Here is a 25,035-nt window from a genome sequence, read left to right on the forward strand (position 1 = left end):
AAGACCTATCCAAACCGATAACAGTTCTTACCGGCGGATTTTGCTTCATACATCGCTATATCCGCCCTGGATAAAACCTGATCAACACTCTCCGGTCCTGCAGCCGCGCTCTCGGTAATGCCGATGCTGACACCGAGACCGTCATAGTCAGCATGTGTATCGGTGTAATCGCCAAGGGTCTTGATAATGCGCTCGGCAACGAGTGCGGCGGATGCCTTATCGGTACCCGGCATTAACACAATGAATTCGTCCCCGCCTATGCGTGCCACTACGTCACTCTTGCGCACCACCTCGGTGATGATGGCAGAGAAGGACACGAGTACGCCGTCGCCGGTCGCATGCCCGTTCGCGTCATTGATTTTTTTGAACCCGTCCAAGTCCAGGTAAAGGACGAAAAAACCCGCATCCTCTTTGGCGTTCGAGCTGAGCGAGGCGGTCAACATATTCAGGATGCCTAAGCGGTTCAGTACGCCCGTCAGTTTGTCGTGGGTGGCTGAATGTGTGCTCTGTGCTTCTGCAATGTAGGCTTTCGTAAGGTTGGCATTGAGGTTGTTCAGCAGTACCCACAAACCGGTGAGGTACATCGGGGCCTGTAGGATCAATACCCGTAACATCGGTTCCGGTTGAAACAGCGTGGCCAGTTTCAGCGGTATATCCGTGAGCAGGATCTGGGTGAAGGCGTATCGGGGGATGCCTTGATTCCGCATGGCAATAGCGCCGTTCATGCTGACCGCCGACGTACAGGCCAGCACTTGCAGCACAGGGTCCATGCTGATGACGCACGCCGCCGTACCCACGCCGATTTCGGCAGCCCAAATCAAACCGAAGAGCAGCGACAGGTCCGCCGCGTAGGGTAATTTGGACGCTTCACGGGTTAAAAAACGTTGCAGTAAAAACCAGCGGATGATCCAAATCACAATGTCGGCTACCCACCAACAGATGAAAAACACGGTGGGATGGAGTATCACGGCGACACTGCAGACGAGCAGCGTGTTCAGCCCCGCTGCCGCCAGCGCCGCTCGAGAGGAGAGGGGGCCTTTGAGTAGCTTTAAACGAATGTCCCGATCGAGTTTTTCATTGTCTTGAACAAACCAACGGATAAACGATGTCCTGGGAAACGAGTGATGATTAGGCATAGTGTTATTCCGCCAAAAAGCGATAACCGGTAGTGGCCTTTTAGCACTATTTTGCCATCCTCGGGTAAACGGTTTTGCCTGGGGTCCCTTGAGTTGTGCGCGCGCGTGGCGCTAGCGGAAATTATCGACGTAGCCCTGCTGGGAGGTGCCGCTGCTCCGAAGCGGTCGGGGGAGTAGGATCAACAAGCGAAAGCGGTGCAAAAGGAGGTTCTCCAGAAACTGTCACCTACTTCAGGGTTGAGGGCGGCGGATCTGGCACTAAGACCAGTCAGAACCGTATTACTGCCAATGAGGATGGAACCATCACCATCATTCGTACCGCTGCCGACGCTCTTATTGAGGTTTGGTAAAAGGTGTCGCGGGTGTTGATCGAAAATCAGGTCAGCTAATAATTGCTAAGTTAAAGTGAGGTGAATAAATGGAGGCCTTTGAAAAATATGGAAAATACAAGGCGCAAGCCGTATCAAGAATCGAACATGTAAAAAGCCACTTGGACGGCGGCTTTAATATCGAAAGATGTGTAGTAAATATAGAAACCGGCAAAGGTGATCCAATTGCGTGCATGGATAGCTTATCGTCGCATGCATATGCGCAAGCTATAGAGGAATGGTTTAGCAATTCGTCATTGGAAAAGATGAAAGCCTGGTTTTTTATAGCGGACAGTCTGCGTCGGCACCGGTATTCACTGAAAACCGACAAAATGAACTTCATGACGAAGACGTTTGATTTTTTAGCTGGCTTGGTTTCTGATAATGAATCCTTGATCAGTTGGTTCTGCAATAACGACGATATCTTTGATGCTAAAAGAGTTCAGGCGACCACTACGGCGGACTTTGTAGCGTATCAAATTAGGTTGGCGGTTAAAGGTGACTTTACTCAGTTGATCGAGCGGTGTGCCAGAATGATTGCGCATCCACCTTCGGGACCCAAGAAGAGATTCATGCTGGATAATGAGTTCTTCATTGCGCTGGCCGAGGGTGATACGTCAAAAATGGAATCCGTCTTGCGCGAACTAACAACACCCGCCGCAATAAAGAGAAGGCTTAGTAGTGAAAGTGGTTATTCCGAGGGGCTGATTTCTACGGTTGGTGTTATTTACGCAAAAATTGCCTGGCGGCACGGTTATCAAGTAGCTATAGATACACCCTATATTCCAGCGGAGTGGCTACCCGTGAAACCGCTGGATTGCTATGATGTTCATTATGACTTTCTGAAATAGCAGGGTTGATGAAATATGAACAATCTTTCGAAAGATGCCCAGGTGCGAAGTCAGCTGTTTGAATCTCTTGTGGGTCGCTACAACGCAACATTGATTTCTGGTCGATACGGCGGCGACTACAACAATGATCAACTCGCGATTAGCGAGGCTGATGGGAACGTCACCTTGTTTTTGGGTTTAAAATTATTGGACAGTGAAGGTGCTTTACAGCTGGATGCTGCATCGCTTGGTCCGCATTTACAATACTCTAAATCGTGGTTCTCCGCGTTGATCGCTAGTTTGAAGTGCTCTCCAGACACTGTTCAATTTTCAGTTAAGATTGAATCTGCGCTTGCGAAAATTTTACTTGTGGCGTGCGTAATATGTATGGATCCCGTGACGCAAGATATTAAGTTGTTGCGTATTGCAATTTGATTCGCGAAGGAAGGGCATCAGAAAAGTAACTGCCTTCCCTTCGGGGACTTAATGCTCGGCCAGATATATTTCCGGCCAACAGCCTCGAGCATTTAAATTGAAGTGTATGTTCATTAATAACAGGTGCTGCATCTGAGAAAAGTGCATGGATTTATTTTCTTTGTCCCCTTTTTCACTCAGAAAAATGGATTTACTAATGTTGAGAAGATTAAAGTCGTCATTCTTCCTGTTATAGGGGAGTGGAAGAGTGCGAAGTCAATAAGGGGTATGACTGATTAAGAATTTGATGGGACGGTGCTTTTGCTAATGAGATCTGTGGGCTGTAGCGTTTAAGTACATAAAGATAAATAGCCTGTTAAATTAATGTCTAGCCCTTAAATACGTTCACACCTAATTCAATGGGCCCACGACCTGCCGATAATGTTCTGCTCCCTGCAACGTCTGGCGAGTCAGCTTGATCTCCAGGCCTTGGGGTTCGTCCTTGCGATTGCCGCTCAGCTGACGCCAACCCTGGCCAGGCTCCCAGACACGCACCTGTAGGTCACTCACTTTGTCCAATACGGCCACGCCTTCGCCTGGTGCGGGAAGCGGGTAGCGGCTGCGCGCGGGTGCTGCTGCGCGGTATAGGGTTTGGTCCTGCAGCCACCAGCGTACCCGTTGCAGACCGTCTTCCGACGCGGCTGCGCTGCGGATCACGTCTAGGCGAAAGCGCTGATTGTCTGCGCTGCGTACGCTGATCGCCGGCGGTGCTTGCGCAGGTTCGGTCTCGTGCTCGGTAAGGTTCGGCACGCGCAATTCGGTGCTGGCGCGCAGGGCCAGGTCGCGTTCCAGCTGGTTCAGGGCGCGCAGTAGGGCTTCGGTGTGTTCGGTGCTCGCCTGCAGATGCTGGTCGGCACGGCTGACGCTGTCGAGGCCGCGCCAGGCAATCAGGCTGACGATCGCCATCAGCATGATCGCCACCATCACTTCAATCAGCGTAAAGCCGTGCTGCCGAGTATTCATGGCGTGGCCTCCACGCGAAATTGTCCGGCCGCGGTGCGCCGTACCGAAAGGCTGTTCTGACCGTCCGAAAGTTGCAGTTGCAACGGCGTATCGAACCACTCGGCGTTGAGTACGACCCGTTGTTTGGGGACGACGCGTACCTGAACCGCCTGTGTGTCCCACGCACGAGGGCGCAGTTGCGGGTCGCTGTTGAACTGATCGAAGCCCGTAGCATGTTCATTGCGGCGGCTGAAGTGAAAACCTTTGGTATCTGCCAGCCAGGTGATCGGGCGCCCGTCGGCCAAGGCTTCGGCCTGGGCGACCTGCAGCAGTTGCACCAGGCGATTGGCGTCCTGGCGCAGCAGGTGCAACGGGTCGGGCTTGATACTCAGGCCGACCGCCGCACTGGCAATGCCGATGATGATGAGCACCACCATCAGTTCGATCAGGGTAAAGCCGTGTTGCCTGGCCGCTGTCATCGCGCAACGCTCCGTCGTCGTGGAGAACATACCGAGAGTTGTCCTGTAGACTGCCTGACAGGACAACAAGGAGGTTTCGTCTTGGCATACACTTTTCGTTTATCGCCCGCGCAATGCGTGCAGTCGGCGGCGTTGCTCGCGACGTTGGCGGGCGTGTTGGTCTGGTCATCACTGCTGCTGACCCCGGTCCAATCCAGCGCACCGCCGGCCGAGCGCGAAGGCGCCGCAGTGGCGGTCGACAGCCCGGCATTGCAGTGGTTTTCCAATCGGCTTGCAGTGCTGGATATCAAGGTTTCAGGGATGATGACCGGTGCGCATGGCGCGGTCGCGATCCTCAGTCTCAACGGCATGCCACCCCGTGGGTTTCTGGTGGGGGAGCGCTTGACCCAGGGGGTGCGCCTGGTGGCGATTGAGCGCGACACCGTGGTGATTGAGCGCGGCAGCGAACGGACTCGATTCAAGGTCAGCACGCTGCCCGACGCTCAGTCGATGCCACGATTGACCCGGCCCTGAGCCCGCTCATTCGCTTTTTTCCACGGGCTGGGCGAGCAGCGTCTCGAGCCGCGCCAACGGCGGCGCCTCGCGTTCGCGGTCCGAGACCTGCAGCGTGACGCGCATCAGCCGGGGGGCTGCACTCGGCGCGATCACTTGCCCGCAGCGCAGTTGCAGGCGCCCCTGATCACATTCGAAGGCTTTGTGCCCCGGTACCAGCCGGCCTTCCAGGCGCAGTTCGGCCAGTCGGCTCTGCGCCGCCAGCAGTGCCAGTGATCGGTCACGCAGCAGGCCATTGCTCTGGGTCATCAGGCCCGCAACGCGCACGGCTGCCGACATGGCCACGGCAATAATCGCCAACGCCACCAGCACCTCGATCAACGTAAAACCTTGCTCCTTGCGCGACAGCTCCATGGGTGACTCTTTACCGAAAACCGGCATGCAGGATAACACTCGAAAACAGGCAGATGACTCAGCGTGCGGCTGAGTTTTTTCAATACACCATTTAGTTCATTTGTTACACTGCGCGCCGAATTGCAAACAAGCCAAGGATGGTGGATATGGATGTCGCTCGCGTCAAATTTCAGTCTGCAGGTGGCCGAGGCCAGCAGGGGTTCACCCTGATCGAGATCATGGTGGTGGTGGTGATTCTCGGCATCCTCGCGGCCATGGTCGTACCCAAGGTGCTCGACCGTCCGGATCAAGCCAGGGCCACGGCGGCCAAGCAGGACGTCTCCGGCCTGATGCAGGCACTCAAGCTCTATCGCCTCGACCACGGCACTTACCCGAGCATGAACCAGGGGCTCAAAGTGCTGGTGGAGCGCCCGGCGGACGCCAAGAACAGCAACTGGCGTTCCTACCTGGAGCGTTTGCCCAATGACCCGTGGGGGCGTCCTTACCATTACCTGAACCCTGGCGCGAACGGCGAAGTCGACATCTTCTCCCTCGGTGCAGACGGGCAACCTGACGGCGACGGCGTGAACGCCGATATCGGCTCCTGGCAGCTCTAAGCGCTGCCATGAAAAAACCGTTGCTCAATAGCGCGAAACAGCGCGGCATGGCGATCATCAGCGCCTTGCTGATCGCCGCCGTGGTGGCGGTTATCGCCGCTGGCATGCTCACCCGGCAGAGCGTGTTTACCCGCTCGCTGGAAGCTGAACAGTCACGCCTGCAAGGCAGTGCGGTGCTGCTCGGCGGCCTGGAAACCAGCCGGCAACTGCTGTGGGATGCGCGTCGCAAGGAAGCACCAACGCGGCGTGACCAGGCATGGGCGCAACCGATCAAAAGCGCCCTCCCGGGTGCAGGTTTTGATGGGCGCCTGGAGGATCAGCAAGGCAAATTCAACCTGCGGAACTTGATCGCCGGCGAGCGCGTCAATGCCCGGCAATTACGCAGTTTTGAGCAGCTGTGCGCTATGCTCGGCATCGAGGCTGGCGTTGCGCAACGCATCAGTCAGCGCGTCATTGCCGCTTATCCGCGCCAGGAACATTCGCAAAGCACGACGCAAAACCGGTTTAACAGCGGCCGCGCGACTTCGCCCGACGCCAACGCCAATCCCGTTCCTGCAACCCGGCCGATGCTGCGCAGCCTCGACGACCTGCGCGGTATCCAGGGCGTGAATGAGCGGGTGTTGGCGCGCCTGGCGCCCTATGTCAGCGTTATCCCGGTCAGTACCTGGGTCAACAGCAATACCGCCAGCGCTGAGGTACTGGCCGCGGTAGTGCCTGGGCTATCGCTGACCCAGGCGCAGGCCTTGGTCGCAGAGCGTGATCGGGGCCAGTGGTTTATCAATCGTGGCGACTTTCTCAATCGCTTGCGTGCGCCGCAGTTGAGCGTCGACGACCTTGATGTCGGCATCACCAGCGAATGGTTTCTGCTTCACGGTTACGCCCGTCGTGACAAGCGCCGGGTCAGGGTGGACGCATTGTTGTATCGCTCGGAGAGCGACATGCCCAAGGTGATCTGGTCGAGACTGGGCGTATGAGTGTGCGCATTGCCTTGCCGCCGCTGAACAGCCTGACGCCGGACACTGAGCTTGCGTTCGCACGCCTGGACCGCAACGGTCGCGTCAGCCAGACCGGCGTCAGTACGCTGGCGTTGCTGGGGCAGACGGCTCAATCGCAGAGCGTGGAGTGCTTTCTTCACCCCATGGACAGCGTCCTCACACAGTTGCAGTTGCCACCGCTGTCGGCCGCGAAGACCCAGGCGGCGGTGATATGTGCGGCACAGGCGCTGATCCTCGGTCGCATTGAACAGATGCATATCGCGCACAGCCCTGGCGATGCCGATGGGCACGTGTTCCTCAGTTGGTTGCCGACGTCGGTCCTGGAGCGTTTCGGTGAGGTGTTGAGCCAGCACCGGTTAAAGCTGCGGGGACTTTATCCTGCACCCTATGGCCTGCCGGTGCCACCGGCCGGGCACATCAGTGCCTGTGTGCTGGAGGGGCATTTGCTGCTGCGCCATAGCCTTGAGCAAGGCGTGGTCGAACCGCAGGTTCAGGCGAGCCTGGACGCGCTGGCGGCCAGTGGCAGCCGCTTGGCCTGGTTCGGTGACGACACCCCCGCTGCAGTGATCGAGCCACAACCTGCGCAGCAACGATGGTCTGCTGCTTTACCTACGTGGGGATTGCACGGCGGCGTCGGCAAGGCACCAGGGTCGCAAGCGGGTTGGGGCAGGGCGCTGGCCTGTTGCGCGCTGGCAATCGGCGTGTGGCTGCTGGGCCTGAACCTGTACGCCGCGCGTGAGGCCAGCGAAGGCCAGCAACTCAAAATGCAAATGAGTCAGCGGGTCAAACAGGCGTTTCCCGAGTTGCCGGTGATCCTTAATCCACTGCAACAAGCCCGTCAGCAATTGAGCGCGCGGCAGAACCCGGCCAGTAACGACGCATCCCAGCGCTTTGCCGGCCTGATGCTGCAAGCCGCCGACGCGATGCCGTTCATGGTCGGCAATGTGCAGGGCCTGGTCTTTGAACAGGCAGAGCTGCACGTGAGTTTGACCGCCGATGCGCGGCGAAATACCCCAGATAACGCCTGGCAAGCCACCCTGGCCCAGGCCGGCGTCGCGGCTCAGGCCACGCCGACGGGCTGGCGCCTGCGCCCGGCCGATGCCGAATCCCGTGAACCCGACTCCGGTGCTGCAAGCGACAATGAATAAGCATTCCTTGACCCTTTGGCGTGGCCAATGGCAGCACTTCAACGCGCGCACACGGGGCGTTTGGCGAGGCCTGTCACGGCGGGAAAAACGCATGGTCGCGGGCACTGCGCTGCTGCTCGTCGGGCTGCTGAGCTGGCTGGTCCTGATCCAGCCGGCCTTGAAGAAAATCGAATATTGGCAGGCTGAAACACCAAAGCTGCGTGCGCAAACCGAGGCACTCGAACGCTTGCTGCGCGAGGTGCCGACACCAACCGCCGGCCAGCCGCTCGAACCGGCCCTGCGCCAAAGCCTGGATGCGCGCGGGCTGGTCGGATATTACCAATTGACGCCGGTGGAGACCGGCTGGCAGTTGACGTTCGAAACTGCACCGGCTGACGCAGTCATCGGTTGGCTGGTGAGCAACCCAAGGCAATTTTCTCTGGAAGTGGTCGAGGCCCGTTTGCAGCGTGCAGGCGAAGCCAAGGCCGATGATACGGCAGGCACTCTGTCGGGAACTGTCCGCATGGATCAGGCGCTTGGCGCTAAGGAAGCTTCATGAAGTGGTCAGGTTCCAATTATGTACGCAACGCCGCGCCGTTCCTGTTACTGGCACTGAGCGCGTGCAGCACGCAAACGGCTTCCAACGCGCCATCGCTGCTGGTCGACAGCGAACTCGGCCAGCCCCTGGCCAACACCCAGCGCAGCGGCGACGTACTCCTGGAACGCCAGCGCGCCCAGACGCAGATCGAGCGGCAAGCGCGGCCGCAGCGTACCCTCGTCAATCCGGTGCGCCGGGGCGGCGCAAGTATCGGCGGTACAACGCTGAGCAACCCGCTTGGCAGCCAGCCGGTGAGTCTGAATTTCGTGGATGCCGACATTCAAGCCGTCGTGCGCGGACTCTCCCGCGCCACCGGCCGGCAGTTTCTGGTCGACCCACGCGTAACCGGTTCCCTGACCCTGGTGTCTGAAGGCGAAGTTCCGGCCCATCAGGCCTACGATATGTTGCTGGCGGCATTGCGCATGCAGGGCTTCAGCGTGGTCGACGTCGGCGGCGTGGCCCATGTGGTACCGGAGGCCGATGCGAAATTGCTCGGTGGGCCGGTCTACAGTGCCGACCGGCCGGCGGCGAATGGCATGCTCACGCGCACGTTTCGCCTGCATTATGAAAACGCGGTGAACCTGATCCCGGTGCTGCGCCCGATCGTCTCGCCGAACAATCCGATCAATGCCTACCCCGGCAACAACACCCTGGTCATCACCGACTACGCCGACAACCTGACGCGCGTGGCGCAGTTGATTGACAGCATCGACAGCCCCAGCGCGATCGACACCGATGTCGTGCAGGTCCAGAACGGCATCGCGGTGGACATCGCCGGTATGGTCTCGCAGCTGCTGGAACAGCCTGGCAGCGACGCCACCCAGAAGATTTCGGTGGTGGGCGACCCGCGTTCCAACTCGATCATCATCCGTGCCGGCAGCCCGGAGCGCACCGAACTGGCGCGCAACCTGGTGTACAAACTCGACAACGCCCAGAGCAATCCGAGCAACCTGCACGTGGTGTACCTGCGTAACGCCCAGGCGGCGAAGCTGGCCCAGGCACTGCGCGGCTTGCTCACCGGTGAAAGCGACAGCGGCACCGGCGATACCGGACGTTCGGTGCTGAGCGCGATGGGTGGCAACACCAGCGGCGGGCAGAGCGGCCAAAACAGCCCAAGCAGCACCAGCCAGACGTCGAGCAGCGGCAGCAGTTCCAGCAACGGCACCGGCATGGGCTACGGACAGAGCAGCGGCAATTCGAGCAGCCAGGCCGGCGCCCAGGCCACGGACCAAAGTGTCGCCTTCAGCGCCGGCGGTGTCACGATCCAGGCGGACGCCACCACCAACACCTTGCTGATTTCCGCGCCCGAGCCGCTGTACCGCAACCTGCGGGAAGTCATCGACATGCTGGACCAGCGTCGCGCACAGGTGGTGATCGAGAGCCTGATCGTGGAGGTCGGCGAGGACGATGCCAACGAATTTGGCGTGCAATGGCAAAGCGGTGACCTGGCGGGCAAAGGGGTGGTCGGAGGCACTAACCTGGGCGGCAGCGGGGTGCAGACCGGCGGCCTGACCAGCATCGACGCGCTGCCCGGTGGCCTGAGCGTGGGTTACCTCAGCGGCACGGTGAACATCCCCGGTGTCGGCAATGTCATGGACCTCAAAGTGCTGGCCCGCGCCCTCAAGAGCAAGGGCGGCAGCAACGTACTGTCAACGCCGAACCTGCTGACCCTGGACAACGAAGCCGCGAGTATTTTCGTCGGCCAGACCATTCCGTTTGTCAGCGGCAGCTACGTGACCGGAGGCGGTGGCACCAGCAACAACCCGTTCCAGACGGTGACGCGCGAGGAGGTTGGGCTCAAGCTCAATGTACGGCCACAGATCTCCGAAGGCGGCACGGTCAAGCTCGATATCTACCAGGAAGTCAGCAGCATCGACGAACGCGCCTCCAGCAGTGCGACGTCGGCGGGCGTGGTGACCAACAAGCGCGCAATTGACACCAGCATCCTGCTCGATGACGGGCAGATCATGGTGCTCGGCGGCCTGCTGCAGGACGGCTACAGCCAGAGCAACGAGGCGGTGCCCTGGCTGTCGAGCATTCCCGGGCTCGGCGCATTGTTTCGCAATGAACGCCGGGCCACCACCAAGACCAACCTGATGGTGTTCCTACGGCCCTATATCATCCGTGACAGCGCCGGTGGACGGGCGATCACCCTGAACCGCTACGACTTTATCCGCCGGGCCCAGGGCGCACTGCAACCGGAGCGCAGTTGGGCGATGCCGGACATGCAGGCGCCGCAACTACCCGCCGCGGCCGTGGGGGTGCCGGCGGCACCGGGAAGCGGACAACCCCGCGCGACGATTCGCGCAGTGCCGCTCCAATGAACGCGTTGCCCTACGCCTGGGCCAAGGCTCAACGCATCCTGCTGCGCAATGGCGAGGAGGGCGCGGTGCTGACGGTTTGCCCATCGACACCCGGCTGGTCGATCAGCGAGGTGCGCCGGCAGTTCGGCGCGGCGCGGCTCGAGCAGGTGCGGGACGAGGAACTCGACGGCTTGCTCGCCGCAGCCTACGCTGACACCGGCAGCGCGGCGGCGGTGGTGGGGGCGGCGGAAAACGAAGTCGATCTTGACCGCTTGATGCAGGACATCCCGGAAATCACCGACCTGCTGGACACCCAGGACGGCGCGCCGGTGATCCGCATGATCAACGCGTTGCTCACCCAGGCGGCGCGTGACGAGGCCAGTGATATTCACATCGAGCCTTACGAAAGCCATTCGGTGGTGCGTTACCGGGTCGACGGCACCCTGCGTGACGTGGTCTCGCCGCGTAAGGCGTTGCACGCGGCGCTGGTGTCGCGGATCAAGATCATGGCGCAACTGGACATCGCCGAAAAACGCCTGCCCCAGGACGGCCGCATCGCGTTACGCGTGGCGGGTCGGCCGATCGACATCCGCGTATCCACGGTGCCCACCGGCCACGGTGAGCGGGTGGTGATGCGTTTGCTCGACAAACAGGCCGGGCGTCTGCAACTGGAAACCCTCGGCATGGACGTGCAGGTGCTGGCCAAGCTGGACAACCTGATCCGCCAGCCCCACGGCATCGTGTTGGTCACCGGCCCCACCGGCAGCGGCAAGACCACCAGCCTCTATGCCGCGCTCGCACGGTTGGACGCCAGCACCAGCAACATCCTCACCGTTGAAGACCCGGTGGAATACGACCTGCCGGGCATCAGCCAGATCCAGGTGAATGCCAAGATCGACATGACCTTCGCCCTGGCCCTGCGGGCGATCCTGCGCCAGGACCCGGACATCATCATGATCGGCGAGATCCGCGACCTCGAAACCGCACAGATCGCAGTGCAGGCTTCGCTGACCGGGCACTTGGTGCTGGCCACGCTGCACACCAATGATGCGGTATCGGCGGTCAACCGGCTGATTGACATGGGCGTCGAGCCGTTCCTGCTGGCGTCTTCGATGCTCGGCGTGTTGGCGCAAAGGCTGGTGCGGCGCCTGTGCAGCCACTGCAAGCAGGAAGACCCGGCCCACCCCGGCACGTGGCGGCCGCTTGGCTGTGCCGCCTGTAACCACACCGGCTATAGCGGCCGCACCGGCATCCATGAGTTGTTCTGCATCGACGATGAGATTCGCGCGTTGATCCACCAGGGGGCGGGTGAACAGGCCCTGCGCCTTGCGGCGCGCGAAGCGGGCATGTTCAGCCTGCGCGAAGACGGTGAGCGTTGGGTGCGCGCAGGGACCACGGCGCCGGAAGAAATCCTGCGTGTGACACGGGACGCCTGATGAATCGCTACCGTTTCGAAGCCGCCGACGCCACCGGCAAGCTTGAGTCCGGGCACCTTGAAGCCGATAGCCAGCGCGCCGCGTTCGGGGTGTTGCGCAGCCGTGGTCTTACCGCGCTCTCGGTGCAGCTTGAAACCCCTGTGCCTGCCGGCGGTGGTGCAGTGTTCAGCGCCAGGTTCTCCGACAACGACCTCGCCTGGGCCACGCGGCAACTGGCGAGCCTGCTGGGCGCCAGCCTGCCGTTGGAGGCCGCCTTGAGCGCCACGGTCGAGCAGGCGGAAAAAAAGCATATCGCCCAGACCTTGAGCGCGGTGCGCGCCGATGTACGCGGCGGTATGCGCCTGGCTGAGGCCCTGGCGACACGGCCACGGGATTTCCCCGCGATCTATCGCGCATTGATTGCCGCCGGTGAAGAGTCCGGCGACCTCGCGCAGGTCATGGAGCGTTTGGCCGATTACATCGAAGAACGCAACAACCTGCGCAGCAAGATCCTCACCGCGTTTATCTACCCGGGTGTGGTCGGGCTGGTGTCGATTGCGATCGTGATCTTTCTGCTCAGCTATGTGGTTCCGCAGGTGGTCAGTGCGTTTTCCCAGGCTCGCCAGGACTTGCCGGGGCTGACCCTGGCGATGCTCAATGCGAGTGATTTCATTCGTGCTTGGGGAGTGTTGTGTTTCGGTCTCATGGCCGCCGGCTTCTGGGGATGGCGCCTGTATTTGCGTAACCCGGTGGCGCGCCTGAACTGGCACAGCCGGGTGCTGCGCTTGCCCTTGATCGGGCGCTTTGTGCTGGGCCTGAACACGGCGCGGTTTGCCTCGACCCTGGCGATTCTGGGGGCCGCCGGGGTGCCGTTGTTGCGTGCCCTGGAAGCGGCGCGGCAAACCCTGTCCAATGACCGCTTGAGCCTCAGCGTGAGAGATGCCACGGCGAAGGTGCGCGAAGGCGTGAACCTCGCGCCGGCGTTGCGCGTGGAAAATGTGTTCCCGCCGGTACTGATCCACCTGATCGCCAGTGGCGAAAAAACCGGTTCGCTGCCGCCAATGCTGGAGCGGGCGGCGCAGACCTTATCGCGCGATATCGAGCGTCGGGCCATGGGCATGACGGCGTTGCTGGAGCCACTGATGATTGTCGTGATGGGCGCGGTGGTGCTGGTGATTGTAATGGCCGTGCTGCTGCCGATTATCGAGATCAACCAGTTGGTGCAATAGCTGCAAGCGCGCACTAAAAAGCCCCCGTCACCGAGGGCTTCTTTTTACTGGGTACAACCGTTCAGTCAGAGCTTGCCGGCGCCGGCCTTGGCCTTGACGTCTGCAGCGACTTTGTCCGCCGCCAGCGGTGTGTAGTTGTAAGGCGGGGTCCAGCCGATGCTTGGGGTCCAGGGGCAGGTCAACGCGCTGCCATTGAGGGTCGAGCCGGTGTCGCGGTATACGCTGCCACCGTAGTCGCCGGCGATTTTGTCGCAGCCGCTGATGCCGCTGATCTCGAACGCGTTTTTCTCGGAGAAGATTTTCGAGCCCTTGCCGACGCCATGCGCGTACGAGAAGGGGTAGACCTTATCGCTGGTGCTACCCACGTGGTAGTTGTTGTACAGGTGCACCTGGCCGAAGCGCACGCGCGGGGCGCGGGCCGAAATGTTCTCGAACAGGGAGTTGTGGATCGTCACCTTGAGCTTGCCGTCATCGGTGGTGCGGCTGTCGCTCGAACCGATCAGGTTGTTCTTCTCGTGGGACTTGAAGGCGGTATACGAAATGGTCACGTAGTTGGCGCCGTTTTTCACGTCCAGGGCGCCGTCGTGGTGCTGTTTCGGGCGACCGTTAGCGGTGCCGTTCTGCGCATCGGTGCGGCGGCCGTCGGTGAAGGTGACATGGTCAACCCACACATTGTTGGCGCCTTCGATGGTCAAACCATCGTATTCGGAGTTCCAGTTACCTTCCTTGCCATCATTGGCATCCCAGATCGGCTCTGGGTCCCAAGGGTTCTCGATGGTGAGGTTGCGAATGATCACGTCGTTTTCTTTGGCGTAGAAGAAACCTTCGCGGATTTCGGCGGTGCTGCTGGTGCCGACGATGGTGGTTTTGCCGGGAATATCCAGGCGGCCACGCTTCTTCATATCCGCAGTCGTCGTATAAGCCTTGCCTTCACTGACGTCGATCACGCCAGTGATTTTGATGATGCGTCCGTTGGTTCCCACCGAAGCACTCAGTGCGGTTTTCAACTCGGCAGCGTTTTTGACCGTGTAGATGTTAGCCGCGGCAGCCTTGGAGCCGCCCTTGGTGCCGCCATTCTGAGTGGCCCAGCCCGTCGTGGCCGAATCCAGCCAAATGTCCGCAGCGTGAGCCGGCAAGCTGCCAAGCACGAGTACGCCGAAAATAGCACTGGCGAGTTTGCACGCGGTGAAGGTTGATGGTGTTGTCATGAATAATCAGATCCTTGATTAACTTGAGGTTTTAAACACGCACAGGGGTGGCGTGTTTCTCGAGCGGACGTCCGTGTCATCGGTGCAGCGAATCGAACGTCCGCTGCATGAGAAATACTATCATGTGTCGTTTTGTTGTCGTACAACTGAATGCGCTTTGATGTGCATTCATTCGCAAGTCGAGCGTTTTGTTCTTGATCAACAAGCGGGGCGTCTGCCGACGGTGACGGGCGCCAAGCCGAATCAGCTCAAGTCAGAAGGTTGATCTCGTCCGTCAAATCGGCGACCCCTGCCAACATGAACTCGATCGTCGGCTCATCCACAAATCGGCCGTCATGGATCTTCTGATTGACCCCCGGAATCACAATCTGCTGGCAGTTGATCACCCGTGACAACGTGGCGTTCAGCGTATCGCGCAATTGTGCCTGGGCCCGTACCCCACCCAGCACACCAGGTGAGGACGTCATGATCAATACCGGTTTGTTTTTCAGCGGTGAGTTGAAGCCAGGGCGAGACGCCCAATCCAAGGCGTTTTTCAGCACCCCGGAAACCCCATAGTTGTATTCGGGCGAGCAGATAATCAGGCCATCTGCCTGGCGTATGGCTTCTTTAAATGCGTGCACGGCATCAGGCAGCGCATCAGCCTCCAGATCAGCGTTGTACAAAGGGAGATCGTTGAGGGCGAACACCTGCAGTTGCACATGGTCACCCAAGCGGCTGGCTAGGGTGTTGAGCACCGCAGTGTTGGTGGACTGCGCGCGCAAGCTGCCTGATAGCCCGAGAAGGCGGTGGACGATGTGGGTCATGGTAATCCTTGCAAGTGTTGGGCGGAGGGGGTGACGCCGATCATCACAAACAGCGCTCGAGCGATGTGTTCACTCTTGTTGTGCCAGGCATGTCGCGTGCCGTTCTGGATCACGATATCGCCAGCCTTGACTAGGCGGCTTTCACCGTTATCCAGTTCAAGCCACATTTCACCTTCCAGGATCACGCCATAATCGATGGTGGCGGTGGTGTGCATACCTGGGCTGTCCGGCTCAAAACACTCAATCAAACCGGGCAGGGCCGCGCTCAACTCGGCATAGGCCTTTACGCCGTCTACAAGGTTATGCATGACACTGTCGGGAGGGAAATCAAACAGGGCAATGCTGGTGCCGCCTTGGGCAGGAATCAGCGAAGCAAGCGCCAAGGTCGGGTCGCTGCCCTGAGCGAGCAGTACCGGGAGGGCGGGTGTCGACCAGATTTGCGCCATGCCATGCCCCGGAATGGAGCTGAAGGATTGGGCCCTGGGGGCCAAATCGTCAGACACAAAAACGGAGTGGCCTTGTTCGTTGTGCCCGGTGACCAGTCTTCTTATTTTCATGGAGATTACTCAGCGCGCAAAAAGGGGCAGCGAGGGGATGCGCTCCTCGCTGCGTTCACTCAAGGGCAGATCACATAGTTGCTGAACCCGCCATGGCGATTTTCGATGCCAGTAATTGCATGGTTGACGTTTTCCAGGCTGAAGGTGGTGTGCTCGAAGAACGACAGATCCAGCACGCCGGACTCCACCATGTCGGCCATGGCTTGGCCCTGCCCGGTGGTGAACCACGCCGACCCGCTGAGTTGGACGTCGTTATCCATGATCCAGTGCAGGTCGATAGGGACATCACCCGCAATGGCGCCGATGTTGATCAGGTGACCGCCCCTGTTAAGGGATTTAAGGGCTTGGATCAAGCTCTCGTGGGGGGCGCCAGGGCCCAAGGCGTCGATGACGATATCAACGCCTTCGCCCCGGGTGACTTCGCTGGCCCATTGTTGCGTGGGCGTTGTTCCAAGGGTGTGAATCTCGATCCTGCCGGGGGCTGCCAGGTCTTTAACCTTCTGGAACAGCTCCTGGTTGCGCGCGGTGCCGAGGATTTTGCGCACGCCCATCGCCAATGCCAGCGCCACGGCGCCCAGCCCGAGTGTGCCGCTGATGCCGTTGATCAATACGGTACTGCCAGGACCGGCACCGGCCCGCAGCAGAGCCTTATAGGCCGTACCCAGGTACCCGAGGCGTGCAGCCGTTTCGAAGCTGAGGTTCTCGGGCAGTTTGACCAGGCTGTATTGCGGCGCGGGGATGTACTCGCAGAGACCTCCGTAGGGGTAGTCCTCAAACATCCGTGGGCTCTTGGCAGTGAAACCGAAGTAGCCGTTGAAGGTGTAGGCCGTGCAGGCGATCGTATTGCCTGCACGACAGGCGCGGCAGGAACCACAGTGGCGGCCGGGGTTGACGTACACCCGGTCACCCACCTTGAAGTCGTAGACCTGATCACCTACCGCTTCGATAACACCGGCAGGGTCCAGCCCGAAAATCGCTGGCAGCTTCGGTAAGGGGCTGTGAGGGAACCATGTGACCCAATGGGTGAGGATGTTGTGCAGGTTCGGCACGATGCCGCAGGCCTTGACCTTGACCAATACCTCGGTAGGGCGGATGCCGGGGGTTGGCACTTGCTCGATAACCATTGGTTTGCCGCCTTCATACAGGCGTGCGGCACGCATAGTGTTTGCAGTCATGATGTTCTCCAACACACATTTTATTTTTGTAGTGGTAAGGCACTTGGAGCTTATGTTTACGTTGTGCTGTTATCGCAGCCCGTCTGCGCCCTTCACATCGAAGGCGCTAAGGCCGCCCAGCCGCGCATGGATGCGTCCGCCCGTGGCCATCGCCAGGCCAAACGCGATCTCGCCGCGACGCGGACCATCCCACACGGTCATTTCCGCCACACCGAAATGACTGCGCACGTAGGCGGCCTGAATGTGCCCGAGCGGGATCATTACCCGCGAGCCCGGGCCCGCAATGGTTTTCGCCGCCGGCACAATCGCTTTCGGGTTGCCCAGTGCCTCACGCATCGCCCAGCCTCCGGCTTCATGCCAGACCGCACCGTGTTCCAACTCGCCGTCTTCGCCGACGATGGCACCCTTGCCATACGCCTGCACATGTTCCGCGCCGCCCAGCGCGTGGATCAAGCGCTCCGACAATTCGGCCCCCAAACTTCTCAGCGCCTGCATGAACGGCAGCACGTCCTCAACATATTGGCCGGCGTAGGGGTTGGCAACCACCGCAGTGGCCACCGCTATCCTCAACGGCGCTGACGCGACTGGCCCGCCCTCATGGAGGACTTCCTCCACATCCAGTTTGATCTTCCTTACCCTCACAAGCGTCATGCCGAACCTCCTGATACGAGCGCCTCAAACGGCGCATTATTTTTTAAGCTGGCCTTTCGAATTATGCATTTAATAATGTATGGTGCAAGAAGTAAGTTTTTGTGCACAAAAAACAGGAGAGAAACATGAAGCTGATTTCTTACCGCAAAGACGGCAAAGCGCATTTCGGCGCGGTGCGGGGGGATGGCGTGATTGAGCTGACCGAGGCCTTTGCCTCGGTGGGCGACCTCGCGACGTTCCTGGGCGACCCGGCCTTAATGGACGAAGCGCGGCGGCTCGTAGGCAGCCAGCCGGCAGACTATGCGTTCTCCAGCGTAGAGCTGGAAGCGGTGATCCCCAACCCAGGCAAGGTGATTTGCGTGGGCATCAACTATGTGGCGCATGCCGAGGAAGCCGGGCGCAAGGTCGGTGAATTCCCAGTGATTTTCCAACGCTTCGCCGAAACACTGTTGCCCCACGGTGAGCCATTGGTGCGGCCGCAAGTGTCGGAGCAATTCGACTTTGAAGCCGAATTGGCCGTTGTGATCGGCAAGGGTGGATCGCACATCGACCCGGCGGATGCGATGGCGCATGTCGCCGGCTACACCTGCTTCAACGATGCCAGCGTGCGTGACTGGCAGTTCCATACTCATCAATACGGCATGGGCAAAACCTTCAGAAAAACCGGTGCGCTGGGCCCCTGGCTGATTCCCGCAGCGGACATTCCCGATTACCGTAAGCTTGTGGTGCGCGGGGTGCTCAACGGCGAGCAATTGCAGGAGGGCAGTCTTTCAGAGCTGGCCTTCGATATTCCGCACTTGATCGCCTATGTCTCCAAGGCACTGGCATGGAACCCGGGCGATATCCTGGCCACTGGCACGCCAAGCGGGATCGGCTTCAAACGCAACCCACCGATCTTTCTAAAACCCGGTGATGTGTTTGAAGTTGTGATCACCGAAATCGGCACCCTGTCCAACGGCGTTATCGACGAAGCCTGAGCGTTGTCCTCTGCACAATCATAAAAACTGGAGGTTTCACATGCCCGCTCTACCCACTATCAACTTCACTCATACCGGTGTTTTCTGCGCAGACCTCGACCGCATGGTCGATTTTTACTGCCGTGTCCTGGGTTTCATCGTCAGCGACAAAGGGGTTGCCTCGACCGGCCACCGACTGTTCTTCATGACGCAAAATCCTGAGCTGCATCACCAGGTGGTGCTCTTCGACGGCAAGCCTGCCGACCTGGCATTTAACCCGATCAACCAGTTGTCCTTCTTGCTCGATTCGCTCGAAGACCTGAAAACCTACTACCAGTTTGCCAAGCGCAACGGCATTCAAGGCATTGCCCAGGTCGACCATGGCAACGCCTGGTCCCTGTACTTCAAGGACCCCGAGGGCAACCCCATCGAAATGTATGTGGATGCGCCGTTCTACACCGCCCAACCCTGCAAGGAACCGCTGGATCTGGAACTGCCGGCCGAAGTGATCCTGGCCCAGACCCATGCCATGTGCCTGCGCCGTCCTGGCTTTCAGACCCGTGACGAGTGGAAGAACTCGATACGCGCGAAGATCGAAGAGCAACGCGTGCGGCTTGGCTGATCGCGTCATGAGAAGCCCGGCTGATGGGGGCCCCGTGCCTGCCCATCAGCCCCACGTTGCACCTGATAAGCACAAGAAGCGGAGTAGACGATGGACTACGATGTCATCATTGTTGGAATGGGGCCGGTAGGTGCCGTATGCGCGAACCTGGCCGGTATGTGGGGGCTCAAGACCCTCGTCGTGGACAAATCCGAAACGGTCTACACCAACCCCCGCGCCATGGGGTTCGACCATGAGGTGATGCGCGTTTTCGGCAATATCGGCTTGGCCAATGAGATCGCCGCGCATGTGATGCCGTATCGCCCCTCGGAGTATCGCACCACCGGTTCCCACCTGATCAAGCGCATTGACGCAGCCAAGCCGCCGTTTGCCTTGGGCTGGGCACCCAATTACGTATTTTCTCAGCCACCGGTAGAACACGCGCTGCGCGGTAAAATCGCCGGCCACAAGAGTGTGACCGTGGAACTTGGCGCCGAAGTGCTGGCGGTTGACCAGGCCCAGGTGCGGATTCAGTCCAGGGATGGCAGCGAGCGCACGGTAACGGCGGACTACGTCCTGGCTTGCGACGGCGGCACTAGCCCGATTCGTACCCGGCTCGGGTTGAACATGGAGGATCTGGCCTTCGACGAACCCTGGCTGGTGGTCGATGTGATCCTCAATGAGGGCGCGGGAGAGCATTTGCCCAAGACCAACGTACAGTTCTGCGAACTGGCGCGGCCTTGCACCTTCGTGGTGGGGCCGGGGCGGCATCGACGCTGGGAGTTCATGATCAATCCGGATGAGCAACCCTCGGAGATTTCAAAACCCGAGGTAATCAAACAGCTCATCGCTCGCTGGTTACCGGAGGCTGACTATCAACTGTGGCGCGCCTCGGCGTATCGCTTCCATGCGTTGATCCTGGAGCAGTGGAAGGCCGACCGTGTGTTCTTCCTCGGCGATGCCGCGCACATGACGCCGCCGTTTTTGGCGCAAGGCATGTGCCAGGGGATTCGCGATGCGTTGAACCTGGTCTGGAAGCTCGCCCTGGTCAAGAAAGGCCTGGCGGCGCCGGCGTTCCTCGATACCTATCAGGCTGAGCGTATCCCCCACGTGCGTCAAACGACCCAGGCAGCCAAGGAGTTCGGCGGGGTGATTTGCGAACGCGACAGTGAGCGCGCGGCATTGCGCGATGCGCACTTGATCCGGCAGATGACCGAGCAACCGGAAGGCATCATTCGTCAATCGCTGATCCCAGGCTTGAAGCATGGGTTTATCGCAAATGTGGCGCCGGCCGGCGAGCTGTTTCCTCAGCCGCGGGTAATCAATCATGAAGGTAAGCAGGGGTTGCTGGATGAGTTCACCGGGCAATCCTTTCGCGTGATCATCGCGCCAGGGTTCGACGCCAGTGCGTTGCTGCGGTGTCTGCGCAGCAGCCAGTCACTCGATGGCTTGCCGATTGAAGTGGTGCGGTTGGTCACTTCGCAGCAGCCTGGTGCGCGTACGGTGGATGACTACGAAGAGGTCGATGGTCTATTGGCGCAATGGCTGGAGCTGCGTGGCTGCAACGTGGTGATCGTGCGTCCGGACCATTATGTGTATGGCGGTGCAGTGACCGTGGCCTGGGCCATGGAGCTGCTGGAGGGCATGGAATTGGCCTTGAGTGGCAAGCGACCGGACGCCGCTTGAACCTGTAGGAGCGAGCTCGCCACAGCAAGCTCGCTCCTACCTTGTTATTGCAACGTGGCCTGCTGGCGTTCAATCGCCTCGATTGTGCGCTCCAGCGTGTCCTGGATGTGATTGCGCAGCAGCGTCACCGCTCTATCGGTATCGCGTGCCAGGGCTGCATCCATCAGTTCCTGGTGCTCATTGCCTTTGTGACGCTGGCGGATACGTTGCTTGGCAGAAAAGCGCCGGTAACGCTCGGCACGGTCGAACAGCGAGTCGATCATCTTCAGCAACAGCGGCGACGGGCACGCACCAAACAGTGAAAAGTGGAACGCCTTGTGCCGGGTCGACCATTCATCGTCAAGCACCAGCACACCGCTGCCGAGTTTTTTCTCCATCAGGTTCAACCGGTGAAACGCGCCGAGTACTTCGGCTTCCCAGTGGTCATCGCCGTATTCAATCGCATCGCTCAGCGCTTCGCACTCAAGCAGGCAGCGCATGCGCGTGATATCGCGAAAGTCTGCGGTGGAAATCGGCGCCACCCGAAAGCCCTTGTTATCGCTGGACTCGACGACGCCGTCCTGGGCCAGGCGGTTGAGCGCTTCGCGGATAGGGGAGCTGCTCAACCCGTAGGTCTTTGACAGTTCGGCCACCTTGAGCTTTTCGCCGGGGGCCAGTTCACAACAAACAATCGCCTTTTTCATCTTCGTCAGCGCGACTTCGATCAGCGGACTGTTGGCGGAGGGGGTCATGGTGGGTGTCCTGAAATTTGCACTAAACGCAGTTTATGCGCAAAAACAGATTTAGTGCAAAGCCTCATTGCAAATCCGGAATGTGCTTGACATTGAATTTTTACAGGAATAGTTTTTGTGCACAAAGTGTTATTTGGTGCATTAAAAATAACATTGCGCACATGCGGTGCGAGGGCGCCGCGAGTGGATGCCCGTTAACAAAAACAACAAAAACAGGAACATCACGATGAAAACAGCCAACCTGCGGCCCTGCCCGTTGCCGGTCTCCGGCCTCGCCTGCGCCGTCAGCGCAACCCTGCTGCTAAGCCTTTCAAGCACGGTGCACGCCTTTGCAATCGATACCGGCAACCCTGACCTCACCGCCACCTGGGACAACACCGTCAAGTACAGTAACGCTTGGCGCGTGAACAAGCTGGACTCAAAAGTGGCGGCGGGTCCGGGTACCTCCAACGGCAACATCAACCTGGACGATGGCGACCGCAATTTTGACCGTGGGTTGATCTCCAATCGCCTCGACCTGCTCTCTGAATTCGACATCAAGTACAAAGACGTCGGCGCCAGGCTCAGTGCGGCATCCTGGTACGACAACGTCTACAGCCACGACAACGATAACGACTCGCCCGGCACCGCCAACTCGGTGAGCGTCGACCACGACCAGTTCACCAGCGACACCCGGCGCATTCACGAAAAACGTACGGAAGTCCTAGACGCCTTTGTCTACGGTTCCCGGGAAGTGGGCAACACCACGTTATCCGGGCGCCTTGGGCAGTTCACCCAGATCTACGGTGAGAGCCTGTTCTTCGGCGCCAACGGCATTGCGAATGCACAATCCACGGTCGACCTGGTCAAGCTGCAATCGGTCCCCGGTTCGCAGTTCAAAGAGATTCTGATGCCCACCAAGCAGGTGTCGGGCAACTGGCAACTCACCGATACCGTCAGCGTCGGTGCCTACTATCAGTTCGAATGGAACAAGACCCGCCTCCCGGCGGCGGGCAGCTATTTCAGTGGCGCGGATTTTGTGGGTGAAGGCGGGGAGCGGGTGTTCTTTCCGACTGGCGCGTTGCTGCACGGCAAGGACAAGGACGCACGCAATTCCGGACAGTTCGGCGCCCAACTCAAGTTTGCCATCGAGGACTGGGAGTTCGGCCTGTACGCGGCCAAATACCACGAAAAGACGCCAGTGTTTTACTTCCGCCCGGCTGCGTTGGTGCCGGGTGCCAATGACACGTTCATCAACGTTTACCCCGAGGACATCAAGGTCTTCGGCGCCAGCTTCAGCACCCTGGTGGGCGAAGCCAATATCGCCGGTGAGACCTCGATCAGGCTCGACACGCCATTGGCCGGTGTCGGCGGCACCATCATCACTGGCATGGATTCCGACAACGATTCCAATCCGGCTTACCCCATTGGCCGGTCGTGGCATGCTCAGGTGTCGATGGTCAACGTCTACGGTGGATCAGCGTTGTGGGATGGCGCGTCACTCGTCGGCGAGCTGGCATTCAACCGTCGCCTGAGCGTAACCAAAAACGCTGACCAACTGGACCCCAACACCACGCGCGACGCCTTCGCGCTGCGCTTCACCTTCGAGCCGCAGTACTTCCAGGTTTTCCCCGGCATCGATGTGCAAATGCCCATCACGGTTGGCTACAACCCATCCGGCCGTTCTTCGGTCACGCCCCAGGCGTTCGGCCCCGAGCATGGCGGTGACCTGACCCTGGGCCTCAAGGCGGATTACAAGAAGCAGTGGTACGCGTCATTGAGCTACACCAACTTTTTCGGCGAGGCCGGGCCGGTGATCAACTCGGCCAACTCATTCACCTACCAGCAAAACATGAAAGACCGGGACTTCGTGGCGTTCTCGATCCAGCGAACCTTTTAAGCAAAGAACAGGCGGACACTGATAATGACAAAAAATAAATTGCTGCTGCTCTCGACCTTGTCGTTGGCGATTTGCGCCGGCTCCGCCTTTGCGGCGGTCAGTCCTGACGAAGCGGCCAAACTCAAGACCACGCTCACGCCCATGGGCGCGGAGAAAGCCGGCAATGCCGATGGCAGCATTCCCGCGTGGACCGGTGGGCTGACCAAGGAGGTGGCCGGCGCCAAATTCGGCGACGTGCCCGCCGACCCGTTCCCCGGTGAGAAGCCTGTGCTGAAAATCACCGCGAAGAACGCTGCGCAATACGCGGACAAATTAAGCGAAGGCACCAAGGCACTGTTGGCCAAATACCCTGACACCTATCACTTGGACGTGTATCCGACACATCGCACTGCCGCCGCGCCCGAAAGCGTTTATCAAAACACCTTTGCCAATGCCACACAGTGCAAGACCACCAGCAACGGCCTGTCGGTGGAGGGCTGCTACGGCGGCATTCCATTCCCGATCCCGAAAACCGGCAACGAAGTGATCTGGAATTTCCTCTTGCGGGTCGAAGCCGAGTCCATCCAGATGGGCTATGCCAACATCATCGGCAACGCCGACGGCACCCAGACCCTGGCCAGCCGTGGCGTCGAGAACTGGCAGTATCCCTACTACTACAAGGAGGGCAACGCACAGGCCTGGAACGGCCAGTACGCCTTACTGCGCTTCTTGACCAACGAGCCACCGTTCAAGGCCGGCGAATCGCTGGTGACCCACGACAGCGTCAACCCCGCGGAGCCGCGTGAAGCCTGGCAATACCTGGTGGGCCAACGCCGCGTAAGGCGTGCGCCTACGGTGGGGTATGACACGCCGGACTTTGTCGCCTCGGGCGCCAACTACTTTGACGAGGTCCACGGTTTCATCGGCCATCCGGACCGTTATGAGTGGAAACTGGTGGGCAAGAAAGAGCTGTACATCCCCTATAACGACAACAAGTTCAATGCCGAAAAACGCGACGATGCCTTCGTCGCCAACCACTTGAATGCCGACAAAGTGCGCTGGGAACTGCACCGCGTCTGGGAGCTGGAAGCCACGGTTGCGCCGGGCAAGCGCCACGCGGTGCCCAAGCGCAGATTCTTTATCGACGAAGACAGCTGGACGGTTTCCCTGGTGGATGGCTATGACGCTGAAGGCAAGCTGTGGCGCGTGTCCCAGGTGCTGCCGTTTGTAGTGCCATCGATTCCTGCGGTGGTGGTCAAGCCGGTGGTGATCTACAACCTGCAAGCCAAGACCTACAGCGTTGTGCAGAGCCTGAACGGTGAAACCTACAGCGTGATCCCGCGTAAGCCGGAGAATTTCTTCACCGGCAACTCGGTGGCTTCCGGGTCTGTGCGCTAAGCCTCGCACC

25 protein-coding genes are annotated in these 25,035 nt (G+C 59.6%); 15 read left to right on the plus strand and 10 right to left on the minus strand.

The genetic code is table 11. From position 1 onward, the window contains the following. Nucleotides 1-5: 5 nt before the first annotated feature. Nucleotides 6-1,136, minus strand: coding sequence for a GGDEF domain-containing protein (locus AO064_RS12885; protein ID WP_064053551.1), 1,131 nt, complete (start codon nt 1,134-1,136; stop codon nt 6-8). Nucleotides 1,137-1,554: 418 nt separating this feature from the next. On the opposite strand from AO064_RS12885, the gene AO064_RS12890 reads away from it, so the two are divergent. Together AO064_RS12890 and AO064_RS12895 are read left to right on the plus strand one after the other, a co-directional pair. Beyond that, entirely contained in the window at nt 1,555-2,355 is an 801-nt protein-coding gene (locus AO064_RS12890) for an Imm49 family immunity protein (RefSeq protein ID WP_064053552.1), read from the plus strand. Nucleotides 2,356-2,370: 15 nt separating this feature from the next. Next, nucleotides 2,371-2,769 (plus strand): hypothetical protein, encoded by a 399-nt coding sequence (locus AO064_RS12895; protein ID WP_064053553.1) that lies wholly within the window; start codon nt 2,371-2,373, stop codon nt 2,767-2,769. 390 nt (nt 2,770-3,159) lie between these two features. Here the strand turns inward: AO064_RS12895 and AO064_RS12900 are convergent, their stop codons facing one another. Both AO064_RS12900 and AO064_RS12905 read right to left on the minus strand, forming a co-directional pair. Next, nucleotides 3,160-3,771, minus strand: a complete 612-nt coding sequence (locus tag AO064_RS12900) for a prepilin-type N-terminal cleavage/methylation domain-containing protein (protein ID WP_046036787.1) — start codon at nt 3,769-3,771, stop codon at nt 3,160-3,162. Further along, complete coding sequence (locus AO064_RS12905; protein WP_064053554.1) at nt 3,768-4,229, minus strand: GspH/FimT family pseudopilin; 462 nt, start codon at nt 4,227-4,229, stop codon at nt 3,768-3,770. Before AO064_RS12905 ends, AO064_RS12900 begins: the two co-directional genes overlap by 4 nt. An 81-nt stretch (nt 4,230-4,310) precedes the next feature. On the opposite strand from AO064_RS12905, the gene AO064_RS12910 reads away from it, so the two are divergent. Continuing rightward, nucleotides 4,311-4,742 carry a hypothetical protein gene (locus AO064_RS12910; RefSeq protein WP_064053555.1) on the plus strand — a complete coding sequence of 144 codons (432 nt, stop codon included), beginning with the start codon at nt 4,311-4,313 and terminating at the stop codon, nt 4,740-4,742. A gap of 6 nt (nt 4,743-4,748) precedes the next feature. Here AO064_RS12910 and gspI read toward each other — a convergent pair whose 3' ends face one another. Then, nucleotides 4,749-5,135: a type II secretion system minor pseudopilin GspI gene (gspI, locus tag AO064_RS12915; protein WP_064053556.1), complete on the minus strand. Its 387-nt coding sequence runs from the start codon at nt 5,133-5,135 to the stop codon at nt 4,749-4,751. Between the two features lie 146 nt (nt 5,136-5,281). On the opposite strand from gspI, the gene gspG reads away from it, so the two are divergent. Genes gspG through gspF form a run of 7 tightly spaced genes read left to right on the plus strand, consistent with a single transcriptional unit; the run spans nt 5,282 to nt 13,398 of the window. Beyond that, nucleotides 5,282-5,731, plus strand: a complete 450-nt coding sequence (gspG, locus tag AO064_RS12920) for a type II secretion system major pseudopilin GspG (RefSeq protein WP_046036790.1) — start codon at nt 5,282-5,284, stop codon at nt 5,729-5,731. Between the two features lie 8 nt (nt 5,732-5,739). Beyond that, complete coding sequence (gene gspK, locus AO064_RS12925) at nt 5,740-6,705, plus strand: type II secretion system minor pseudopilin GspK (protein WP_064053557.1); 966 nt, start codon at nt 5,740-5,742, stop codon at nt 6,703-6,705. Continuing rightward, nucleotides 6,702-7,874, plus strand: coding sequence for a type II secretion system protein GspL (gene gspL / locus AO064_RS12930; RefSeq protein ID WP_064053558.1), 1,173 nt, complete (start codon nt 6,702-6,704; stop codon nt 7,872-7,874). Before gspK ends, gspL begins: the two co-directional genes overlap by 4 nt. Continuing rightward, on the plus strand, nt 7,867-8,412 hold the full coding sequence (gspM, locus tag AO064_RS12935) for a type II secretion system protein GspM (protein WP_064053559.1): 546 nt from the start codon (nt 7,867-7,869) through the stop codon (nt 8,410-8,412). Before gspL ends, gspM begins: the two co-directional genes overlap by 8 nt. Continuing rightward, the gene (gspD, locus tag AO064_RS12940) at nt 8,409-10,775 is read left to right on the plus strand and encodes a type II secretion system secretin GspD (protein ID WP_064053560.1); all 2,367 of its coding nucleotides are present in this window, start codon (nt 8,409-8,411) and stop codon (nt 10,773-10,775) included. The genes gspM and gspD overlap by 4 nt, the downstream gene beginning before the upstream one ends. Next, nucleotides 10,772-12,190, plus strand: a complete 1,419-nt coding sequence (gspE, locus tag AO064_RS12945) for a type II secretion system ATPase GspE (RefSeq protein WP_064053561.1) — start codon at nt 10,772-10,774, stop codon at nt 12,188-12,190. The genes gspD and gspE overlap by 4 nt, the downstream gene beginning before the upstream one ends. Then, a complete protein-coding gene (gene gspF / locus AO064_RS12950; protein WP_064053562.1) occupies nt 12,190-13,398 on the plus strand; it encodes a type II secretion system inner membrane protein GspF in 1,209 nt (402 codons plus the stop codon). The genes gspE and gspF overlap by 1 nt, the downstream gene beginning before the upstream one ends. Before the next feature lie 65 nt (nt 13,399-13,463). On the opposite strand, the gene AO064_RS12955 is transcribed toward gspF, so the two are convergent. The 5 genes from AO064_RS12955 to AO064_RS12975 form a co-directional block, all read right to left on the minus strand. Further along, a complete protein-coding gene (locus AO064_RS12955; protein ID WP_064053563.1) occupies nt 13,464-14,606 on the minus strand; it encodes a pectate lyase family protein in 1,143 nt (380 codons plus the stop codon). Nucleotides 14,607-14,854: 248 nt separating this feature from the next. After that, entirely contained in the window at nt 14,855-15,412 is a 558-nt protein-coding gene (locus AO064_RS12960) for an NADPH-dependent FMN reductase (protein WP_064053564.1), read from the minus strand. Beyond that, nucleotides 15,409-15,969 carry a cupin domain-containing protein gene (locus AO064_RS12965; RefSeq protein ID WP_064053565.1) on the minus strand — a complete coding sequence of 187 codons (561 nt, stop codon included), beginning with the start codon at nt 15,967-15,969 and terminating at the stop codon, nt 15,409-15,411. Before AO064_RS12965 ends, AO064_RS12960 begins: the two co-directional genes overlap by 4 nt. 59 nt (nt 15,970-16,028) lie before the next feature. Beyond that, nucleotides 16,029-17,144, minus strand: coding sequence for an alcohol dehydrogenase catalytic domain-containing protein (locus tag AO064_RS12970; protein ID WP_064053566.1), 1,116 nt, complete (start codon nt 17,142-17,144; stop codon nt 16,029-16,031). Nucleotides 17,145-17,213: 69 nt separating this feature from the next. Continuing rightward, the gene (locus AO064_RS12975) at nt 17,214-17,795 is read right to left on the minus strand and encodes an amino acid synthesis family protein (RefSeq protein WP_064053567.1); all 582 of its coding nucleotides are present in this window, start codon (nt 17,793-17,795) and stop codon (nt 17,214-17,216) included. 125 nt (nt 17,796-17,920) lie between these two features. On the opposite strand from AO064_RS12975, the gene AO064_RS12980 reads away from it, so the two are divergent. The 3 genes from AO064_RS12980 to AO064_RS12990 all read left to right on the plus strand — a co-directional run bounded on the left by AO064_RS12980 (nt 17,921) and on the right by AO064_RS12990 (nt 21,038). After that, entirely contained in the window at nt 17,921-18,772 is an 852-nt protein-coding gene (locus tag AO064_RS12980; RefSeq protein ID WP_064053568.1) for a fumarylacetoacetate hydrolase family protein, read from the plus strand. A 40-nt stretch (nt 18,773-18,812) separates the two neighbouring features. Continuing rightward, nucleotides 18,813-19,373, plus strand: a complete 561-nt coding sequence (locus AO064_RS12985; RefSeq protein ID WP_064053569.1) for a VOC family protein — start codon at nt 18,813-18,815, stop codon at nt 19,371-19,373. 90 nt (nt 19,374-19,463) lie between these two features. Further along, nucleotides 19,464-21,038 (plus strand): bifunctional 3-(3-hydroxy-phenyl)propionate/3-hydroxycinnamic acid hydroxylase, encoded by a 1,575-nt coding sequence (locus AO064_RS12990; protein WP_064053570.1) that lies wholly within the window; start codon nt 19,464-19,466, stop codon nt 21,036-21,038. A 44-nt stretch (nt 21,039-21,082) separates the two neighbouring features. On the opposite strand, the gene AO064_RS12995 is transcribed toward AO064_RS12990, so the two are convergent. Beyond that, nucleotides 21,083-21,769: a GntR family transcriptional regulator gene (locus AO064_RS12995; RefSeq protein ID WP_064053571.1), complete on the minus strand. Its 687-nt coding sequence runs from the start codon at nt 21,767-21,769 to the stop codon at nt 21,083-21,085. Nucleotides 21,770-21,995: 226 nt separating this feature from the next. Between AO064_RS12995 and AO064_RS13000 the strand changes: the two genes are divergently transcribed. Beyond that, nucleotides 21,996-23,648, plus strand: a complete 1,653-nt coding sequence (locus AO064_RS13000) for a DUF1302 domain-containing protein (RefSeq protein ID WP_064053572.1) — start codon at nt 21,996-21,998, stop codon at nt 23,646-23,648. Nucleotides 23,649-23,672: 24 nt separating this feature from the next. Beyond that, nucleotides 23,673-25,025, plus strand: a complete 1,353-nt coding sequence (locus tag AO064_RS13005; protein WP_064053573.1) for a DUF1329 domain-containing protein — start codon at nt 23,673-23,675, stop codon at nt 25,023-25,025. The last annotated feature ends 10 nt before the right edge of the window (nt 25,026-25,035 follow it).

Origin of the sequence: Pseudomonas marginalis (assembly GCF_001645105.1) — a bacterium.
GTDB classification, from domain to species: Bacteria; Pseudomonadota; Gammaproteobacteria; order Pseudomonadales; family Pseudomonadaceae; genus Aquipseudomonas; species Aquipseudomonas petroselini.

Coding starts and splice junctions, on each gene's coding strand:
- AO064_RS12980 (WP_064053568.1), top strand. CDS start 17,921: ATGAAGCTGATTTCTTACCGCAAAGACGGCAAAGCGCATTTCGGCGCG.
- AO064_RS13005 (WP_064053573.1), top strand. CDS start 23,673: ATGACAAAAAATAAATTGCTGCTGCTCTCGACCTTGTCGTTGGCGATT.
- AO064_RS12970 (WP_064053566.1), bottom strand. CDS start 17,144: ATGACTGCAAACACTATGCGTGCCGCACGCCTGTATGAAGGCGGCAAA.
- AO064_RS12995 (WP_064053571.1), bottom strand. CDS start 21,769: ATGACCCCCTCCGCCAACAGTCCGCTGATCGAAGTCGCGCTGACGAAG.
- AO064_RS12955 (WP_064053563.1), bottom strand. CDS start 14,606: ATGACAACACCATCAACCTTCACCGCGTGCAAACTCGCCAGTGCTATT.
- gspK (WP_064053557.1), top strand. CDS start 5,740: ATGAAAAAACCGTTGCTCAATAGCGCGAAACAGCGCGGCATGGCGATC.
- AO064_RS12990 (WP_064053570.1), top strand. CDS start 19,464: ATGGACTACGATGTCATCATTGTTGGAATGGGGCCGGTAGGTGCCGTA.
- AO064_RS12965 (WP_064053565.1), bottom strand. CDS start 15,969: ATGAAAATAAGAAGACTGGTCACCGGGCACAACGAACAAGGCCACTCC.
- AO064_RS12885 (WP_064053551.1), bottom strand. CDS start 1,136: ATGCCTAATCATCACTCGTTTCCCAGGACATCGTTTATCCGTTGGTTT.
- gspD (WP_064053560.1), top strand. CDS start 8,409: ATGAAGTGGTCAGGTTCCAATTATGTACGCAACGCCGCGCCGTTCCTG.
- AO064_RS13000 (WP_064053572.1), top strand. CDS start 21,996: ATGAAAACAGCCAACCTGCGGCCCTGCCCGTTGCCGGTCTCCGGCCTC.
- AO064_RS12985 (WP_064053569.1), top strand. CDS start 18,813: ATGCCCGCTCTACCCACTATCAACTTCACTCATACCGGTGTTTTCTGC.
- AO064_RS12900 (WP_046036787.1), bottom strand. CDS start 3,771: ATGAATACTCGGCAGCACGGCTTTACGCTGATTGAAGTGATGGTGGCG.
- AO064_RS12895 (WP_064053553.1), top strand. CDS start 2,371: ATGAACAATCTTTCGAAAGATGCCCAGGTGCGAAGTCAGCTGTTTGAA.
- AO064_RS12960 (WP_064053564.1), bottom strand. CDS start 15,412: ATGACCCACATCGTCCACCGCCTTCTCGGGCTATCAGGCAGCTTGCGC.
- gspI (WP_064053556.1), bottom strand. CDS start 5,135: ATGGAGCTGTCGCGCAAGGAGCAAGGTTTTACGTTGATCGAGGTGCTG.
- AO064_RS12890 (WP_064053552.1), top strand. CDS start 1,555: ATGGAGGCCTTTGAAAAATATGGAAAATACAAGGCGCAAGCCGTATCA.
- AO064_RS12975 (WP_064053567.1), bottom strand. CDS start 17,795: ATGACGCTTGTGAGGGTAAGGAAGATCAAACTGGATGTGGAGGAAGTC.
- gspL (WP_064053558.1), top strand. CDS start 6,702: ATGAGTGTGCGCATTGCCTTGCCGCCGCTGAACAGCCTGACGCCGGAC.
- gspM (WP_064053559.1), top strand. CDS start 7,867: ATGAATAAGCATTCCTTGACCCTTTGGCGTGGCCAATGGCAGCACTTC.
- AO064_RS12905 (WP_064053554.1), bottom strand. CDS start 4,229: ATGACAGCGGCCAGGCAACACGGCTTTACCCTGATCGAACTGATGGTG.
- gspE (WP_064053561.1), top strand. CDS start 10,772: ATGAACGCGTTGCCCTACGCCTGGGCCAAGGCTCAACGCATCCTGCTG.
- gspG (WP_046036790.1), top strand. CDS start 5,282: ATGGATGTCGCTCGCGTCAAATTTCAGTCTGCAGGTGGCCGAGGCCAG.
- gspF (WP_064053562.1), top strand. CDS start 12,190: ATGAATCGCTACCGTTTCGAAGCCGCCGACGCCACCGGCAAGCTTGAG.